The sequence below is a fragment of the Streptomyces sp. NPDC055239 genome, from assembly GCF_053606205.1.
This window is the reverse complement of the sequence record NZ_JBSGRD010000001.1, coordinates 1432396-1450658: the sequence shown is the minus strand read 5'-3', so window position 1 is coordinate 1450658 and position 18263 is coordinate 1432396. Positions and strand designations below refer to the sequence as shown.

Genomic DNA, 18263 nt, shown 5'->3' with positions numbered 1-18263 from the left:
CCCCGGCGACGATCCGATTCTTACAGGAGAGAGCGTGCGCGAGCCCATGCCGCCCATCGCCGCCGCATGCCCGCCGTGACGCTTCGCCCCTGGATGTGAGCCTGGCCGCGCAGGTCCGCCCCGTCCTCTCTTTCGGTTTCCGGCCGACCTCCCGCGGTCCCTCCGCGTCCTACCGCGCACCCATGTCCGGCTCAGAGCTGGGTGTGCCCGAGCACGACAGGTTCCCTCTCGCTTGTCTTCTACGACTGTCTCTCCCGCCGCGCGACTGCGCGGCCTGCGCCCCGACTGGCTGAACAACCCGAAGGTCTGGCGCACTGAGGTGTTGGCCGGCTTGGTCGTCGCCCTCGCACTGATCCCCGAGGCGATCTCGTTCTCGATCATTGCCGGGGTCGATCCCGCGATCGGCCTGTTCGCCTCCTTCACGATGGCCGTGACCATCTCGATCGTCGGCGGACGCCGGGCGATGATCTCCGCCGCGACCGGTGCTGTCGCGCTGGTGATCGCACCTCTGAACCGTGAGCACGGCTTCGGGTATCTGGTCGCGGCCGTGATCCTGGCCGGCGTCTTCCAGATCGTCCTCGGGGCGCTCGGTGTCGCGAAGCTGATGCGTTTCGTTCCGCGCTCGGTGATGGTGGGCTTCGTCAACTCCCTCGCGGTCCTGATCTTCATGGCCCAGGTCCCGGAGATGCACGACGTGCCCTGGCCCGTCTACCCGCTGATCATCGGTGGCCTCGCACTCATGGTGTTCTTCCCGAGGATCACCAAAGCGATCCCGGCCCCGCTCGTCTCCATCGTCATCCTGACTGCCATCACCGTGGCCGCCGGAATCGCGGTGCCGACCGTCGGCGACAAGGGCGACCTGCCGTCCTCCTTGCCGGTGCCGGGCCTGCCGGATGTGCCGTTCGCTTGGGACACTCTGACCACCATCGCTCCGTATGCGCTCGCGATGGCGCTGGTCGGCCTGATGGAGTCGCTGATGACCGCCAAGCTGGTCGACGACATCACCGACACCCGCTCCTCCAAGACCCGCGAGTCGATCGGCCAGGGCATCGCCAACATCGTCACCGGCTTCTTCGGCGGCATGGGTGGCTGCGCCATGATCGGCCAGACGATGATCAACGTGAAGGTCTCCGGCGCCCGTACCCGCCTGTCGACGTTTCTGGCAGGCTCGTTCCTGATGGTGCTGTGCATCGTCTTCGGCTCGATTGTCTCCGACATCCCCATGGCGGCCCTCGTGGCGGTGATGGTGATGGTGTCGTTCGCGACCTTCGACTGGCACTCCATCGCCCCCAAGACCCTCAAGCGGATGCCGGCCGGCGAGATCACCGTCATGGTCACCACCGTGGCCTGTGTCGTCGCCACGTCCAACCTCGCCATCGGCGTCGTCGTCGGCTCGATCACCGCGATGGTCATCTTCGCCAAGCGCGTCGCCCACCTCACAGAAGTCACCGCCGTCACCGACCCCGACGACAGCACCGTGGTGTACTCCGTCACCGGCGAGCTGTTCTTCGCCTCCTCCAACGACCTCGTCGGCCAGTTCAACTACGCGGGCGACCCGGAGAAGGTCGTCATCGACCTGTCCGCCGCGCATGTCTGGGACGCCTCCTCGGTAGCCACGCTGGACGCCATCGAGACCAAGTACGCCCAACGCGGCAAGACGGTGCAGATCATCGGCCTGAACGCCCCCAGCGCCGACCTCCACGGCAAGCTCACCGGCGAACTCACCAGCCATTGACCCCAGCTCCGCCGAGCACGGGTCGGTCGAGCACGGGTCGGTCGAGCTACGAGGGAGACGAGGTTCGGCGGATACGGTCCTCAGGCCGGGACGTGGCCACCGATCGTCAGCTCGACTTCGTCTCCCGTTCGGATGAACTCCCGGATCAGCCAGGTGCGGTCGTCGATGAGGGTGCCGGCACCGGTGGTGTAGCTCAGGACGGTGAGTAGGGGGCCCGTCGACTTTGCGGTGAGCAACTCCGCCTGGGTGACCACGTCATCGGAGAGGCGCAGTTCCAGTTCGATCGGCCACGGGTCTGCTGCGAAGGCTTGGGGATCGGGGAGCCCCTGGAGGCGACAGCGGGCACCCGGGAAAAGATGCGTGTGTCCGCATACGGCCAGGAAGGCATCTTTTTCGGTCGGTTCGATGGAGGGCTGAGGCATGACAAGGCTCCGGAATCCGTGGTGGCGACGGGCCTGGGTAGTCTGGCGGCCTGGACGATCGAGCTGCGGCATTCCGCAGTCGTGCTGCTCTGCTGTCACTCGGTCAGTGCTGCGGAGAGTCTGAGAGGCCGCGAGGGACAGCCAGGACACCGTCGCCCTCGTCGGCGATGCCGGTCGGCCCCCTCGTGGCACTCGTCGATGAGGAAGCCCCCGATTCGGCGACAGCCCGCAGCGGCGCTCGTAAGATGCCTGGATGTCTGAGCCGATACGGATGAGCCGCCGCACATGGATTGCCGCGTGGGCGGTGCTGTGCGCGGCCGGCCTCGCCGTCACTGCCGAGATGGAGGCCTCCTCGGCACCTGCCCCGCAGCCCGAGAAGCCTGTCAGCACCGAGTGCGGCGAGTACATCGCGGACATCGAGTTGCAGTTGGCCAAGGCCAAGCAGGAAGGCAAGGAAGACGGAGTGCTGGCGTTCTCACGAGTCCAGGTCGGCACCGAGGACGACTGCCACGACGAGCTCCGGGATCGCTTCCGTGGCGATCGATGAGCGCGGTACCTGGCTCGCCGCGATGGCAGGGCTCACCTTCGTGGGTGCCGCGGCGATCATTACCGTGGACGCCACGTTCACAGCAGTCCTTGCCGACACGGACGGCCGGATCGCCGCGATCCGACTCTGACCAGACCCGTGATCTCCGCCGGATCTAGTAGCCGGTTGTGCCGTCCAGCATCTCGCGCAGGATGTCCAGATGGCCGTTGTGGCGGGCCGTCTCCTCTGTGAGGTGGTGCAGGATCCAGCGCACGTCGACGTGGAGGCCGTTTCGGATGGCTCGCTGGGCCTTCTTGTCCAGGCCGCTCCCGGCGACCAGTTCGCGGTAGCGGGCGCTCTGTTCGGCGTATTCGTCGAGCAACTGCGTGAGCGGGAAGTCGACGGCGATACGCATCTCGCGGTCGGGGTCCTCATCGGTCCAGGGCCCCCTGTCCTCCTCACCGAGGAAGACCACCTGGAACCAGTAGTACTCGACCCAGCGGAGGTGGTTGACCACTCCGCTCATGGTCATCAACGGTGAGCCCGGCAGAAGCGCCTTGCGTGCGTTCTCCGCAGAGACGCCATCACATTTGGCGCGGGCGGTGTCACGTGCGTAGTCGAGGAACGTGGTGAGCTGGGTGCGCTCGTCCCACTCAGACGGTGTGTCATCGATTCTGGTCATCGCGCGAAGCGTCTCCGATCATCGCGCCCCATGTCGAGGTATTTATCGACGGACCCGACCTGGTTCACCCAACTCCTTGTTGGACGGGTCGAGGGAACAGCGACCATGACGGGGTCAGCCGGGAAGCGCGTGGATGGCGGCCTGCCATGGCGGGTGCGTGGCCTGGGCATCGTTTAAGTACGGCAGGACGGCGTGAGGAGGGTGCGTGTAGTCACCGCGAGCGGCGGGCTCCGTATCGATCTGGAGGAGCAGCAGGTCGTAGGTCGTAGACGGGGCCGCCGGGCTCGTTGCGGCGGAGGTCGGGCCCGCCGCGGATCCGCTGACGTGCTCGCCGGCCCGCATCACGGCGTTCGACGATCCCGGCCGCGTACCGGCATTCAGGCTCGCGCCGACGGTCGCGGTCTGCCTCGCTGCAGCCGAGGAGTAACCCGGGCGAGGGATCGACGTTATGAGGCCGTGGGTATCTGGCTGCTCAATAACTTCAGCACTTTCGCGCTTGCAGGGCTGCTAGGTGGCGGCGCCGTACTGGCTGCCGTGGCGGGCACGCTGGTGCTTCGGCGCAGATTTCCTCACCACGCGAACGGCACGCACAACGAGATGATCGGCGTCGTGCTCGGCATGTACGCCGCGATCTACGGCATCATCCTGGCCTTCGTCGTCGTGGCCGAGTGGGAGGGCCTCAACGAGGCGGAGACCAACGTCGCGCTCGAGGCCAGCCAGACCGCCGAGGTACTGCGTGATGCCCCTGCCTTCCCGGCCGGGCAGGAGCGCCGGGTGACGGACGCCGTCGGGGCGTACGTCCGTGTCGTCGTCAACGGGCAGTGGCCGCTGATGCGCGACGGACAGCCCGACCCCAGCGTCACCAACCGCGAAGTGACGGCGCTGTACCAGGTGTTCCAGGAGTACGAGCCGCAGACCGAGGCCGAGAAGACCTACTACGCGCAGTCCGTCTCGACGCTGGGCGAGATCGCAGGCGCACGCCGGACTCGGCTCTCCGACGCACAGCAGTCCCTGCCGTCACTCCTCAATATCCTCGTCTACGGCGGCGCGCTCATCATGCTTCCCCTGACCTTGCTCTACGGCATCAGGAGCCTGCGCGCGAATTTGATGTTCGTCATGTCGGTCGCCGCACTGATCGGCGTGAGTCTGCTGTTGTGCTTGACGTTGGACCATCCATTCGCGGGCGACCTCGCCGTTTCGCCTGCTCCCTTCAAGGAGGGCGTGCTCGCGCAGTTCTGGCGATGACCTCCCCTGGCGGAGATGGCTCTACGACGTCGTACACCGCTGGCACCTTCCCAGGACGCCACGTCTGGCACCGGGCCTTGAGGAAAGGGCGTATCACCTAGGGAGGCCAGGACAGGGCAGTCAGTTCCGGTCGGCTCGGCAGCCCGGACCATGTGCGGCGGACACGCGTCCGTCGGACGCCGCGGTCTGCGGCCGGGTCCGTTCCTCTGCGTCCGCGTCGAAGCCGATCGGTTCCCAGCGCTTCACCAGGAGTGCGATCAGACCGAGTACTGGGGCGGCGAGTACGACCCAGTAGACGTGGGTGCCCAGGCCGCTGCTGAGGATGGGAAAGAGGAGGAGGGTCAGCGTCGAACCGAGGCGCAGCACCGCCTGGTTGAATCCGATGCTGACGCCGCGCATCGAGGTGGGGAAGCCCAGCGAGGCGTAGCTCATGGTGTGCGCGCCGGGGCCGAAGCCCTGGGCGAACAGCATCAGGATTCCTGCCGTCACCACGGCCGTCCCGCTCGGCTCCCCGATGAGGCCGACCACTGTGATGGCGACGGCTTGTCCGCGGGCGGGCCGTCGGGTTCTGCAGGCGCGCCGCCCTGTCCCGCACGTCACGTTGCCGGGCCACGGAACGCCGGTTCGAGCGCGCTCGCAACGTTTTCGCCCGTCCACCGGTATAGCCAACCTCGCGCGATGGGACCAGCGGACGAGGTTGGCGCGGTGGAGGTCTCGCCCCACTCGCTGCATGACCGGTCGCCCCCATGGCGCAGACGAGGCCGGGTCCCAAGAAGAGCCCGACGCGCATTTTGACACGGCCTTGACAAATTTGTGGGGCGTCGCCAGGATGCAAAGCGCTCGCACTTCTGCGCAATTTCTCGTGCCGGATGCGCAAATCACGCATGCATCGGCACGTCGGTCCGTACTTCAGTACGCGCTCACCAGCTTTCCAGCACCGCAGCAAGCGCGGCCGGCGCGCGCCCTGCCTGACACACCCCCAAGCGTCAGGAGGATGCCCCATGTCCCCACGCCCTCGCACAGGGCTCACATTGCTCACCGCACTCGCACTCACGCTGTCCGGCCTCACCGTCTCCGCCGCCGTCCCTGCGGGGGCAGACGCCCGGGACATCCCGGCCGCGGACTACCAACAGGTACAACTAGCCACAGGTGGCGCCGAGTTGGGTGAGGCCATGTCCCTCACCGTGCTGCCCGACCGTTCAGTGCTGCACACCGCCCGTGACGGCACGGTCAGATACACCGACGCCGCCGGGAACACCACCCAGGCCGGAAAGCTGGACGTCTACACCCACGACGAGGAGGGGCTGCAGGGCATCTCCGCTGCCCCGGACTTCGCCGCCAGCCGCCAGGTGTACGTCTACTACTCGCCCAAGCTCGACACCCCGTCCGGTGACGCGCCGGCCACCGGGACCGCCGCCGACTTCGAGCGGTGGAAGGGGCATCTGAACCTCTCCCGGTTCACGCTCAAGGCCGACAAGACCCTCGACATGACCAGCGAGAAGGTCGTGCTCCAAGTGGCCAACGACCGCGGCCAGTGCTGCCACGTGGGCGGGGACATCGACTTCGACGCCGCCGGGAACCTGTATCTCAGCACGGGCGACGACACCAACCCGTTCGACTCCTCCGGCTACGCCCCCATCGACGAACGGATCGACCGCAACCCGCAGTTCGACGCCCAGCGCTCCTCCGGCAACACCAACGACCTGCGCGGCAAGGTGCTGCGCATCAAACCGACGGCGTCCGGCGGCTACACCGTCCCCGCCGGCAATCTCTTCGCACCCGGCACCGCGAACACCCGGCCCGAGATCTACGCGATGGGCTTCCGCAACCCGTTCCGCATCAGCGTCGACAAGCAGACCGGCGTCGTCTATCTCGGCGACTACGGGCCCGACGCCGGCGGCGGCGACGCGAACCGGGGCCCCGGCGGCCAGGTGGAGTTCGACCGCATCACCGCCCCGGGCAACTTCGGCTGGCCGTACTGCACCGGCACGAACACCAGCGCCGAGACGTACAACGCGTACACCTTCCCCAGCGGTCCGTCCGGCGCCAAGTACGACTGCGCGGGCGGTGCGGCCAACAATTCGTTCCGCAACACCGGACAGTCCACGTTGCCTCCGGCGCAGACCAGTTGGATCAAGTACGGATGGGACGGTTCGCCGCCCGAGCTGGGTAGTGGCTCCGAGTCCCCCATGGGCGGCGAGGTCTACCGCTACGACCCTGATCTGCAGTCGTCGGTGAAGTTCCCGCAGTCCCTCGACGGCCGCTTCCTCGCCACCGAGTACGGCCGCAAATGGATCAAGTCGATCGAGGTGAAGTCCGACGGATCCCGGGGCGCCATCGAGGACTTCCCCTGGACCGGCACTCAGATCATGGACAGCGACTTCGGCCCGGACGGCGCCCTGTACGTCCTCGACTACGGCACCGGGAGCAACAACCAGGCCCTGTACCGCATCGAATACCTCGGCGGCAACAACCGCAGCCCGATCGCCAAGGCCGCCGCGGACAAGACCTCCGGCGCCGTGCCACTGACCGTGCGGTTCTCCTCCGCGGGCAGCTCCGATCCCGAGGGGCAACCCCTCAGCTATTCCTGGGACTTCGGCGACGGTTCCACCTCGACCCAGGCCAACCCTTCACACACGTACACCACGAAGGGAACCTACCGGCCGACGCTCACCGTCAAGGATCCCCAGGGTCTGACCGGCAGCGCCAGCCTCGTGGTGACCGCGGGCAACACCGCCCCCACGGTCTCCCTGCGACAGCCCGCTGACGGAAAGCTGTTCTCCTTCGGCGACACGGTGCCCTTCGAGGTCTCGGTGAGCGACCCGGAGGACGGCGCGATCGACTGCGCGAACGTCAAGGTCACCTATCTCCTCGGGCACGACAGCCACTCGCACGCCATCACGTCCAAGAACGGCTGCAGCGGCAGCATCACGGTGCCGGCCGACGGCGAGCACGACAGCGCGGCCAATCTCTACGGGGTCTTCGACGCCGAGTACACCGACAAGGCAGGTCTGACCACGCACAGCCTGCGGACCTTGCAGCCGCGCCACCGGCAGGCCGAGCACTTCACCGCCCAGTCGGGCATCCAGATCGCCGGGCACGGCCCCGCGGAAGGCGCCGGCACGGTCGGCTTCACCGACAACGACGACTGGATCTCGTTCAAGCCCTACGCACTCGCCGACGCGAAGTCGTTCACCGCACGCATCGCCTCGGGCGGCGCAGGGGGCACGATCGAGATCCGCGCCGGTTCACCGACCGGCACCCGACTCGGCTCGGTGGCCGTGCCCGTGACAGGCGGCTGGGAGAACTACCAGGAGGTCACGGCGAACCTGTCCGCAGCGCCGTCGGGGACGACCGACCTCGTACTGGTCTTCAAGGGACCGAGCGGTCAGGGGAACCTCTTCGACGTCGACGCGTTCACCCTCGCCACCACCGCGCAGAAGGGGCGTCAACCATGAGCAGCATGAGCAGAGCGTCGAGGCGGCTGCGTCGCGCACCCGCCGCTCTCGCCCTCGCACTGACCGCCGCACTCGCCGTGCCGATCACCGCACCGACCTGGACCGCGCGGGCCGCATCGGCGCAGGGCACCGACGGTCGAGCGGACGCCGCGTCCTATGACGTCCTCGTCTTCTCCAAGACGGCGGGCTTCCGCCACGACTCGATCCCGGCAGGCACCGAGGCCCTGCGCCGCCTCGGCCAGGAGCAGGGCTTCAACGTCACGGCCACCGAGGACGCCGCGGCCTTCAGCCCGGACAACCTCTCCGGATACGAGGCCGTGATCTTCCTCAGCACCACGGGCGACGTCCTCAACAGCGCCCAGCAGGACGCCCTGCAGTCGTACGTGGACTCCGGCGGCGGCTATGTCGGGGTGCACGCGGCGGCCGACACCGAGTACGACTGGCCGTACTACGGGCAGCTCGTCGGGGCCCGGTTCAAGAGCCACCCCGCCATTCAGCAGGCCACCGTGGTCAACGAGGACCGCGCCCACCCGGCGACCTCTCACCTCGGCGCCACCTGGGCCCGCACCGACGAGTGGTACAACTACCGCGCGAACCCCCGCTCCGGCGTCCACGTCCTGCAGAGCCTGGACGAATCGACCTACAGCGGCGGAGAGATGGCGGGCGACCACCCCATCACCTGGTGCCACGCGCAGGGCCAGGGCCGTTCCTTCTACACCGGCCTCGGCCATACCGCCGAGTCGTACGCCGACCCCGACTTCCGCACCCTGCTGCTCGGCGCGGTCCGTTACGCCGCGGGGCAGGAGCCGGGCGACTGCGCGCCTGATCCTGATACAACCCGGACGAGAGCCGTCGCGGAGGGATCGCAGAACGTCCACCTCTTCTACTACCCGTGGTACGGAAACGCCGCCGTGAACGGAAGTTGGCGCCACTGGCCCCAGGGCGGTCACACCCCGCCCGACGACATCGGCGCCGACTACTACCCGGCGCTCGGCCCCTACGACTCAGGGGACATGAAAGGTGCCGTCGCCCAGCACATGAAGGAGGTGAGGAAATCCGGCGCCGGAGTCATCGTCTACAGCTGGTGGGGCCGTGGCGGATACGAGGACCGGCTCGCCAAGGGCGTCCTGGACGCGGCGGCCGAGGAAGGCATCAAGGTGGCCTGGCACTTGGAGCCGTACTCGGGGCGTACCGCGGCCTCCACGGTGTCCGACATCCAGTACATCAACGACACCTACGGCAGCCACCCCGCCTTCTACCGTTCCGCCGAGCACGGCGACAGACCCGCGTTCTATGTCTTCGAAAGCCTGCGAATCAACGACTGGACCGCGCTCGACGAGGTGACGGACAGCAGCATCGTGCTCGCCCAGACGACCGACACCACGAAGATCGCCCATTTCTCCGGGATGTACACGTACGACGGGATCGCGGGCGCCACCGCCCCCGGCTGGAAGCAGGCCGGCGACTACGCCCGTGCCCACGACTTGATCTGGGCCCCGTCGGTCGCTCCCGGCTACATCGACGACCGGGCGGTCCCGGGCAACACGACTCCCACCCTCGACCGCGCGGACGGAGCTGCATACGACAAGCAGTGGAACAACGCCCTGGACCCGGCCATCGGCGGCTCACCCGCCTGGGTGTCGGTGACGTCCTTCAACGAGTGGCACGAGGGGAGTTCCATCGAACCCGCCGACAGTTCACCGCCGGCCGGTCACGGCTATCTCACCTTCGAAGGAGCGTACGGAAGGATAGGTGAGGCGGCGGAGAGCGCCTACCTGGACCGGACGGCGTACTGGGTGGAGCGCTACGAGGGCAGGAGAAGAAGCCAAGACCTGGCGGTAGTCACGGGCACCGGCCCGAACCGCGCCGCTCACCGGTAGCGAGCGCCGAAGCGGGACACAGGACGCCACAAGCCCCCGGAACGGTGGTTCCGGGGGCATCGGCGTCCCTCTCCATCCGCAGCTCCACCACACACTTCGGACCGGGCGCGTCGTTCGCCGGCGCCGTGGTGGTCGGCGTCGCCATGTCCGGTCGCGGATCGACCGCCGTCGGCATCCTGCTGTGCCTGTTCTCGGTAGTGGTATACGCGGTGGGGGTGGTGTGGCCAGGTTCGCTCGCGACGCTCAGGATCGATCCGGGGCCGCTCGGCCGTGATTCCGGCCGCCTCAACGAGTAGCCGTTGACGGAGGGTTGACGTTGTGACAGCAGATGCCTACGTTCGTCGAGTTGAAACGTTTTATAGGCAACTCCGGAACGAAGGCGCGACCACTCAAGACCTCCGTCGTCGCCCCCTGCACTCGCCGGCACCCAGCGACCCCACAGGGACCGTGATCCATATGACCGAGCAACCAGGCGAACACCCCCCTCACGTCAGTCGCCACCGTCTGTTGACCGTGGCCGGTCGGACGAGCCCGATGGACACCCTCGTATCCCGACGGCCGTCCGACGGCGACCCTGCGGCTCGATGCGCAGGACGCAGGCCCCGTCTTGCGACACGGCTGCAATATTGAATCGTTCAATTCCTAGAACCCCGCGGCCACTTCATCTCCGCTGCGAGAGCCGGAACACGCAACACCTCTCCCCCACAGCCTTCGCACCTTCGCAGGAATCGAGGCAGACATGGCCATGCTCTCCCGCAGGTCCCTCTTCGCGGCCGGCGTCGCCACCGCGACCACCGCCGCAGTTCCCGGAGCCGGCCAGGCACAAGCGGCACAACACACTGAGGCCATGTCGGTGGCAAGGGCCGAGCAGGTGGAGTCCGCGAACTCCGGTCGGCTTCCCGCTCCGATCGCCGCGGAAGCCTTCAAAAGCCCGTCCGTGCACCACAGACCTGCCGTGCGCTGGTGGTGGTCCGCGCCGCTGTCGGTCGAGGAGAGCGTGCGAGAGGCCACCGCCATCGCGAAGGCCGGTTTCGGCGAAGTCGAGATCGCCTACTCGACCGACTCCTGGGCCAATCACGAGCAGCGCGAGAACCTGCGCGCCGTTCTCGACGCCGCCGCATCCCTCGACCTGCGCGTCAGCATGACGATGGGTGCCAACTGGCCGGTGCAGACGCCCAACACCGGAGCCGGTTCCGGATATGCCCAGCAGGAGGTGCAGTACGGCCGCGCGGACGCGAGCAACGGCCGCTTCTCCGACGAGGTGCCGTGGCCCTTCGACGACCCGGACAAGAAGAGGAAGGCGCATCTGGTCGCGGCCACCGTCGCCCGGGTCCTGGAACGAGGGCCCGCGGCCGAGCTCCTGCCGGAGAACGAACGCCCGCCGTACGGGACACCGATCAAGGTTCCGTCCAAGTCCACGGTCCTGGCCACCGATTCGCTCCTCGACGTCACCGGCGAGGTCGTCGACGGGAAGCTCACCTGGAAGGCGCCCACATCAGGCGACTGGATCGTCTTCGGTTTCTGGCGCCGTGAGGGTGAGCGCGGCGTGACGAGCGTCTTCGACGCCGAAGCGGCGCGCAAAGCCACCGATTACCTTGACGAACACCAGGTGGGCAAGGACAACGTCGAAGCACTCAAGCGGTGCGGGGGCGACTTCTTCGAGGACTCACTCGAACTGGACGCGGACTCGTTGTTCTGGGCGCCCGGGTTCTTGGAGGAGTTCAAGCGACGTCGCGGATACGACATGGCCGCCCACCTCCCTCTGATGTTCCAGCACGGCATGAGTCGCTACTGGGTCCCGGCCAAGCCCCCTGTGGCCGACTTCGACCTGCCCGATGGCCAGGGCGCGAAGGTGCGCGCCGACTACTACCGTCTGATCACCGACCTCTACGTCGACAACCATCTGAAGCCGTTCCAGCAGTGGGCGCGCGGCTACGGCATGACGTACAAGGCACAGGCCGCGTACGGGCAGGACCTGGAGCCGATCCGCAGTTTCCGTGAACTCGCCCGTGCGGGCGGCCGGGTGGAGGGCGAGTCCTACAACTCCGGCGACCGCTTCCCCACCGACATCCGCAACTACGGATGGCGCTACGCCCTGGACTGGCAGCGTACCGTCGTGGGAGGCGCCCATCAGGGTGGTGCGCTCAGGGTGTCGACCGAACTGGGCGCGCAGCCCGAGCAGTGCCACCAGATCTCTCCGGGCGACTACAAGGCAATGATCGACAAGGAGTGGGCGGCAGGGATCACACAGCCGTTCCTGCACGGCTTCCAGTACCTGAGCGAAGGCGCCCAGTGGCCCGGGAAGTACCGGTTCGGCGACAACCTCGACAGCTTCAACGACCGCCACAACCCTCAGTGGCCAGCGCTGAGCAGGACGACCGAGTACTGGGCGCGGGGAGCGCTCGTCCTGGAGTCGGGATCGCCGCGCACGGATGTCGCCGTCTACCGGGACGGCTTCTTGACGACGGCGGCCCGTCTCTCCTCCGACGAAGGCACCCAACCGGCAGCCCTGTTCGACACGCTCGCGCTGGAGCGCCACGGGTACTCCCTCCAGTACATCGACCCGGTCGGGCTCGCCGAGGAATCAGCAGTCGGCAAGAAGGTGCTCTGCCCGTCCGGCCCGCAGTACCGGGCTCTGATCATCGACGAACGGGCCCTGCCCCTCGAGGCCGCCCGGGCCGTCGAACGTGCCGTGTCGGCCGGCGTGACCGTCGTCTTCGTCGGAGAGCCGCCCCACCGGGACACCGCCTATCGGGCGGGCCGCAGCGCCGACCGCAAGGTGGCCGAGTCCATCGAACGGGCCCTGCGCAGCCCTGCCGCCATCACGGCGAAGACGCAGGCGGACGTCCTGCTGGCGCTGCAGGAACACAGGGTGCTTCCGCGCGTCCGGTGGAACGATGCGCACGTCCTCAGCCAGCTGCGGTACGCCCACGGAGTGCGCTACCTCTTCTTGTACAACCCCACCGGCAGCGTTGTGGAGTTCACCCCCGCGATCGAGGGCACCGGCGCCGTGTCGGTGCTGCATCTGTGGGACGGCACGATCGAACCCGCGGCCCAGTACAGGTACGCGCACGGACGCACCTTGATACCCACCCGTCTCCACCCACAGGAGACCCGCGTCCTCGCGCTCGACACGCAGGCGTCCGCTCCGGTGCACGTGGTCGACTCCGCCCTGGCCGCCGACCTGCGTGTGGTGGACGGCCGGATCGAATTTCACACCGCTGAGGCCGGCACCCGAAGCTTCTCTCTGAGCGACGGACGCCGCGTCACTGTGACCGCTCGGCCGGCCCACAAGGACACCGCTCGTCCGGGCCCCTATGCCTGGCGCCTGTCCGTCGAGGCGGCGACACCGGACGGCCCCAAGTCCATCGACATCCCTGCCTTGTCCGGCACGTTCCCGCTGTGGGACTGGCGCGACCGCGAGCAGATCGCAGGAGAATCCGGGGTCGGCACCTATACGGGCACTCTCACTGTCTCCGACACCTGGCTGGGCAGCGGCCGGGGTGTGCAACTGAACCTGGGCACCGTCGAAGGCACTGCCGAGATCCACCTCAACGGTGATCTGGTGGGCACCCAGATAACCTCCGACGTCACTTGGGACGTCACCGAACGGCTGAAGGCGGGGGCCAACGAGGTGCGCGTCGTCGTGCGTACGACCTTGCGCAACGCCGTGACGCATTACAAGAAGACCAGCTCACGCACCTCCTCCTATGGCCTGCGCGGGCCGGTGATGTTCACCCCCTTCGCCATCGAGGTCATTCACCCTCGGCTCCCCTGAGCGCGAGCACCGAGCGGCGTTCATTCCCGGGCGGGACGGGACGGACCGTGGTCGGTCTGCCCGCCCCGCCAGGTCGTTCGTTCGCTACGGAAGGCTGTGCACCTTGGGGCCGACGGAGTTCGACCAGGTACTGCCCGCCGTCGCGTCCCAGTTCGTGGACCACGTCATGGCGCCCCGCAGTCCCGGGTACGTCTTCGACGGCTTGAAGGAGCCGCAGCCGGTGCCCCGGGTCAGGCAGTCGAGGGCGTTGTTCACGACCGACGGGGCCACGTAGCCGCTGCCCGCGCCGCGCGTCGACGCCGGGACGCCGATGCCTACCTGCGACGGGTCGAGGCCGCCCTCCAGCTGGATGCAGGCGAGTGCGGTCAGGAAGTCCACGCTGCCCTGGCTGTAGACCTTGCCGTCACAGCCCAGCATGGAACCACTGTTGTAGTACTGCATGTTGACGACCGTGAGGATGTCTTTCACGTTCAGCGCCGTCTGGAAGTACCCGCCTGACGTGGACTGCATGTCGATGGTCTGCGGCGCCATCGTGAGCACCATGTTCGGGCCCGCCTTCGCGGCGAGCTGGCGCAGTGCCTTGCTCATGTAGGTGGGGTTGAGGCCGTTCTCCAGGTCGATGTCGACGCCGTTGAACCCGTACTCCTGCATCAGTGCGTAGGCGCTGTTGGCGAACGCCGTCGCGGAGGCGTCGCTGTTGACCGAGATGGTGCCCTTCTCGCCACCGACCGAGAGGATCACGGACTTGCCCGCGGCCTTCTTCGCGGCGATGTCCGCCTTGAAGTCGGCGGTGGAGGAGTAGCCGACGGCCGGGTCGAGGTTGAAGGTGATCTGGCCCGGCGTGGTGGTGGCGTCGGCGAAGGAGACGGCGATGATGTCGTACTGCGAGGACACGTCCCGCAGTTTCTGCACGGTCGCGCCGTTGTTGAAGTTCTGCCAGTAGCCGGTCAGCGCGTGCTTGGGCACGGTGCCGCCGTCTCCGCCGCCGCCCTTGGTGGTCCGTGCGGACACCGCCGTCGATTTCGCGGACTCACCCGCCGCGTTCGAGGCGCTCACCTGGAAGCTGTAGGTGGTCTCCGGCGTCAGACCGGTGACGGTGGTCGAGGCGCCGCTGGTCGAGGCGACCTTCGTGCCGTCGCGGTAGACGGTGTATCCGGTGGCCGTGGACACCGGGGTCCAGGACAGGTCGACCGACGTGGACGTGGTCGTGCCCGCCGCAAGACCGGCCGGCACGGCCGGTATCTCCACCGGGTCGGTGCCGCCGCCCCCGTCGGGCCCGAGGACACTCACATCGTCCGCGTAGTACGCGCTCTGTCCGTACCAGCCGTGGGTGTACACGGTGACCGACGTGGTGTTCGCACCGGTAGTGAAGCTGGTGGAGAGCTGCTGCCAGGACGAGTTGCCCGGCGTCCAGGTCGACACGTCCGTGGTGCCGGTGCCGCGGGCGCCGAGGTAGGCATAGCTGCCCTGGACCCAACTACTGAGCTTGTACGTCGAGTTGGGCTTCACCTTGACGATCTGGGAACACTCGGCGTTGCTCTGGCCCGCCGGAGTGGCCTTGAGCGCTTTCGTGCCGCCGTGCACGGGGGAGGTCACGGCGGCACCGCTGTTCGCGGCGCAGGTCCAGTCGCTCAGGTCCGACTCGAACCCGGCGTTCTTGGCCACGTTGACGTCCGCCGCCTTGGCGTCCGCCGACTGAGCGGGCGCGGCGAGCGCGGTGACGGCGAGCGCGGCGGCCGCACCGACGGCGATCGCCGCGCCGATTCTCCGGCGAACGCCGGGTCTGCCCTTACGTACACGGTCCACGGAATGCCTCCAGGGAGAGGTGAAGGACGAAGGTGAGAGTCGGTGGCCACCGCTACTGTGCGCAAAGCTGGTCCAGACCAATCGAGTTGTCAAGACCTCTGGCGAAACGACCCGCCCTCGGAGCACTCGAGGACCGCACGCGCTGCGCCGCTGGGGGACCATCTCCGCGGGTGCGGGGATGGTCTGCGAGGCCGCCGTATCGGACATGCTGCCCATCTCCCGGGTACAAGGGCTCGCTCCCCCAGCACCGCATCGGACGGAGACGAAGGGGCCGCGGCTCGTCACAACGGCCGCCGTCGGCGCTCGCTGGTTGGCCGGGGAGCCTTTCGTGCGAATGCGTCCGGCGCCTTGCCTGCCGGCCGCGGGCCAGGACGGGGACGGGAGCACCCGCGAGCCGGTGAACCGGTGGCGTACGGCCATGTGCAGCGGTGTACGGACATGTGGAGGGGTGTACGGCGGTAACAGAATTCGTCGGAATGCTTCTCCTGGTTCACGCGGGGCTGGTGGGCTGACCGCGCTCAACTCACCGATCACAGGAGGCATGCGTGAATCTCGTCGTCAACGGCGACGCGGAGAGCGGGTCCGGCGGCAGTGCCGATCCCGTCTCGAAGGTCCGTGGCTGGAAGGTCACCCAGGGAGCCCCGGCGCTCATCGCCTACAGTCTCGGCGGCGGCTACCCGACCGCGTCGGACGCCGGCCCGGACCGCCGCGGCAGCCGCTTCTTCTCGGGCGGCAACAGCCCGCGCACCGCCGTGATGCAGGACATCGACCTGCCCAGGGCAGGTCCGACCGGACGCCGCGCCGTCGACGCGGGCAAGGTCCGCTACACGCTGGCCGGCTGGCTGGGCGGCTATGCCGGACAGGAGGACGGCGCGCGCCTCTCCGTGGAGTTCCGCGACGCCAAGGGCACCCCGGTCGCCCTCAGCGTCCTCGGCCCCGTCAGCGCGGCCGACCGGCAGGGCAAGACCGGTCTCCTGGAGCGCACGGCCGAGGCCGCCGTGCCGCCCACCGCCCGCTCGGCGCGGGTCCTGCTCGTCTTCACACGCAGCGGCGGCGGCACCTCCAACGACGGCTACGCGGACGCCCTTTCCCTCACCCTCAGCGCCACCGGAGACCGCCGATGACCGTCAACCGACGTGACCTGCTCAAGTCCGCCGCGGCCGCCGGCGCGCTCAGCCTCGCCTGGCCGCTCGCCTCGGGTCTCACCCCGGCGCAGGCCCGCGAGGCCGCCGAGAACCTCGGTGCCGAGTACGACCGCGCGCCCTTCACGCTCGGCGTCGCCTCCGGTGATCCGCAGCCGCACTCCGTGATGCTGTGGACCAGACTCGCCCCCGAACCGCTCGCCGCCGAGCAGAGACTTCCCGAGGTCGTCGAGGTCGAGTGGATCGTCGCCAAGGACGCCCGGCTGCGCCGCGTAGTCGCCCGGGGCACGGCACCGGCGTCCGCGACGCTCGGCCACAGCGTGCACGTCCCGGTGAGCGGTCTCGCCCCGGGCCGGCACTACTGGTACGCGTTCAAGGCACTCGGAAGGACCAGCCGCGTCGGACGTACGAAGACGGCACCGCTCGGCCGCGTCTCCAAGGTCACCTTCGCGGCCGCCAACTGCCAGGCGTTCCACGACGGTTTCTACGCCGCCCATCGCGGCATCGCCCGCGAGAACGTCGACTTCGTCATGCACCTCGGCGACTACATCTACGAGCACGGCCAGGTCGGCGGCGTACCGGAACAGCACGTACGGGACCACGACGGCCCGGAGATCCTCACGCTCGCCGACTACCGCAAGCGACACGCTCTCTACAAGGGCGACAAATCTCTGCGCGAGGCGCACGCCGCCCACCCGTGGTTCCTGACCTGGGACGATCACGAGGTCGTCAATGACTACAGCGGCACCGGCGGCGGCGCCCCGTTCATGCGGCGCCGCGCAGCCGCGTACCAGGCATGGTTCGAACACATGCCGCACCGCGACTCGTTCGGCGGGTCAGCACTGCCCGACCCGGAGATCCACAGAGTGCGGCGCTGGGGCGACCTGTTGGAGCTCGCCGTCCTCGACCTGCGCTCGTACCGCTCGGCGCAGAACCTGCCGGACGGCACGATCCTGGGCACCGAGCAGAAGGCGTGGCTGAGGAAGACCGTCGACCGCGCCCCTGACGCGTGGCACGTATGGGCCAACTCGATCATGCTGAGCCAGCTCCGGGGCCGTCCCGGCGGCTCGTACATGTTCACCGACCAGTGGGACGGCTTCCTCACCGAGCGCAAGGAGGTCCTCGGGCACGTGCACGACAGCGGTCTGGAGGACCTGGTAGTGATCACCGGGGACTGGCACTCGGCGTTCGTCGACGACATCCGCACCGACTTCGACGAGCCGGAATCCCCCTTGCTCGGAACGGAGTTCACCGCGCACTCGGTGACCTCCGGCGCGTACTCCGCGGACTGGAACGCGGCCAACGGCCCCCTGATGGGCAAGGCCAATCAGCACCTGAAGTACTTCGAGGGCAACAGGTACGGCTACGACGTGTACGAGGTGACGCCGGAGCGGTTCAGCGCGCACATGCGGGTCATCGGTGACCGCCGGGACCCGCACTCGTCCATCAGCACGCTGACGACGTTCCATGTGGACCGGGGCACGGCCGGGTCCTACGAGGACGAGGACACCAAGGGGTCGCCCGCCCAGTACCGCAGGGACTGACACCGGTTTCCGGCGTGCCCCGGCCCGGAGACCGGGGCACGTCCC

At 68.2% G+C, this 18263-nt stretch carries 14 protein-coding genes; 10 read left to right on the top strand and 4 right to left on the bottom strand.

Translation table 11 applies throughout. The features are described 5' to 3' along the window. Positions 1-232: 232 nt before the first annotated feature. On the top strand, positions 233-1735 hold the full coding sequence (locus tag ACWFRJ_RS06090; RefSeq protein ID WP_453524984.1) for a SulP family inorganic anion transporter: 1503 nt from the start codon (positions 233-235) through the stop codon (positions 1733-1735). Between the two features lie 80 nt (positions 1736-1815). Here the strand turns inward: ACWFRJ_RS06090 and ACWFRJ_RS06085 are convergent, their stop codons facing one another. After that, positions 1816-2157, bottom strand: a complete 342-nt coding sequence (locus tag ACWFRJ_RS06085) for a hypothetical protein (RefSeq protein WP_453524983.1) — start codon at positions 2155-2157, stop codon at positions 1816-1818. A 253-nt stretch (positions 2158-2410) separates the two neighbouring features. Here ACWFRJ_RS06085 and ACWFRJ_RS06080 point away from each other — a divergent pair, with 253 nt between their 5' ends. Both ACWFRJ_RS06080 and ACWFRJ_RS06075 read left to right on the top strand, forming a co-directional pair. Then, entirely contained in the window at positions 2411-2704 is a 294-nt protein-coding gene (locus ACWFRJ_RS06080; protein ID WP_453524982.1) for a hypothetical protein, read from the top strand. Beyond that, positions 2691-2834 (top strand): hypothetical protein, encoded by a 144-nt coding sequence (locus tag ACWFRJ_RS06075; RefSeq protein ID WP_453524981.1) that lies wholly within the window; start codon positions 2691-2693, stop codon positions 2832-2834. The genes ACWFRJ_RS06080 and ACWFRJ_RS06075 overlap by 14 nt, the downstream gene beginning before the upstream one ends. Before the next feature lie 24 nt (positions 2835-2858). Here ACWFRJ_RS06075 and ACWFRJ_RS06070 read toward each other — a convergent pair whose 3' ends face one another. Then, positions 2859-3365: a DinB family protein gene (locus ACWFRJ_RS06070; protein ID WP_453524980.1), complete on the bottom strand. Its 507-nt coding sequence runs from the start codon at positions 3363-3365 to the stop codon at positions 2859-2861. A 456-nt stretch (positions 3366-3821) separates the two neighbouring features. Between ACWFRJ_RS06070 and ACWFRJ_RS06065 the strand changes: the two genes are divergently transcribed. Continuing rightward, positions 3822-4610 (top strand): bestrophin-like domain, encoded by a 789-nt coding sequence (locus ACWFRJ_RS06065; RefSeq protein ID WP_453524979.1) that lies wholly within the window; start codon positions 3822-3824, stop codon positions 4608-4610. A gap of 120 nt (positions 4611-4730) precedes the next feature. Here the strand turns inward: ACWFRJ_RS06065 and ACWFRJ_RS06060 are convergent, their stop codons facing one another. Then, positions 4731-5099 (bottom strand): hypothetical protein, encoded by a 369-nt coding sequence (locus ACWFRJ_RS06060; protein ID WP_453524978.1) that lies wholly within the window; start codon positions 5097-5099, stop codon positions 4731-4733. 512 nt (positions 5100-5611) lie between these two features. On the opposite strand from ACWFRJ_RS06060, the gene ACWFRJ_RS06055 reads away from it, so the two are divergent. The 4 genes from ACWFRJ_RS06055 (at position 5612) to ACWFRJ_RS06040 (ending at position 13726) form a co-directional block, all read left to right on the top strand. Next, positions 5612-8068: a PQQ-dependent sugar dehydrogenase gene (locus ACWFRJ_RS06055; protein ID WP_453524977.1), complete on the top strand. Its 2457-nt coding sequence runs from the start codon at positions 5612-5614 to the stop codon at positions 8066-8068. 5 nt (positions 8069-8073) lie between these two features. After that, positions 8074-9948 carry a ThuA domain-containing protein gene (locus tag ACWFRJ_RS06050; protein WP_453524976.1) on the top strand — a complete coding sequence of 625 codons (1875 nt, stop codon included), beginning with the start codon at positions 8074-8076 and terminating at the stop codon, positions 9946-9948. A gap of 125 nt (positions 9949-10073) precedes the next feature. Beyond that, entirely contained in the window at positions 10074-10244 is a 171-nt protein-coding gene (locus ACWFRJ_RS06045; protein ID WP_453524975.1) for a hypothetical protein, read from the top strand. A gap of 443 nt (positions 10245-10687) precedes the next feature. Beyond that, the gene (locus ACWFRJ_RS06040; protein WP_453524974.1) at positions 10688-13726 is read left to right on the top strand and encodes a glycosyl hydrolase; all 3039 of its coding nucleotides are present in this window, start codon (positions 10688-10690) and stop codon (positions 13724-13726) included. Positions 13727-13810: 84 nt separating this feature from the next. On the opposite strand, the gene ACWFRJ_RS06035 is transcribed toward ACWFRJ_RS06040, so the two are convergent. Beyond that, positions 13811-15532 carry a chitinase gene (locus tag ACWFRJ_RS06035; RefSeq protein ID WP_453524973.1) on the bottom strand — a complete coding sequence of 574 codons (1722 nt, stop codon included), beginning with the start codon at positions 15530-15532 and terminating at the stop codon, positions 13811-13813. Positions 15533-16077: 545 nt separating this feature from the next. Between ACWFRJ_RS06035 and ACWFRJ_RS06030 the strand changes: the two genes are divergently transcribed. Both ACWFRJ_RS06030 and ACWFRJ_RS06025 read left to right on the top strand, forming a co-directional pair. Then, positions 16078-16656: a phosphoesterase gene (locus ACWFRJ_RS06030; protein ID WP_453524972.1), complete on the top strand. Its 579-nt coding sequence runs from the start codon at positions 16078-16080 to the stop codon at positions 16654-16656. After that, positions 16653-18218 (top strand): alkaline phosphatase D family protein, encoded by a 1566-nt coding sequence (locus ACWFRJ_RS06025; protein ID WP_453524971.1) that lies wholly within the window; start codon positions 16653-16655, stop codon positions 18216-18218. Before ACWFRJ_RS06030 ends, ACWFRJ_RS06025 begins: the two co-directional genes overlap by 4 nt. Positions 18219-18263: the final 45 nt, after the last annotated feature.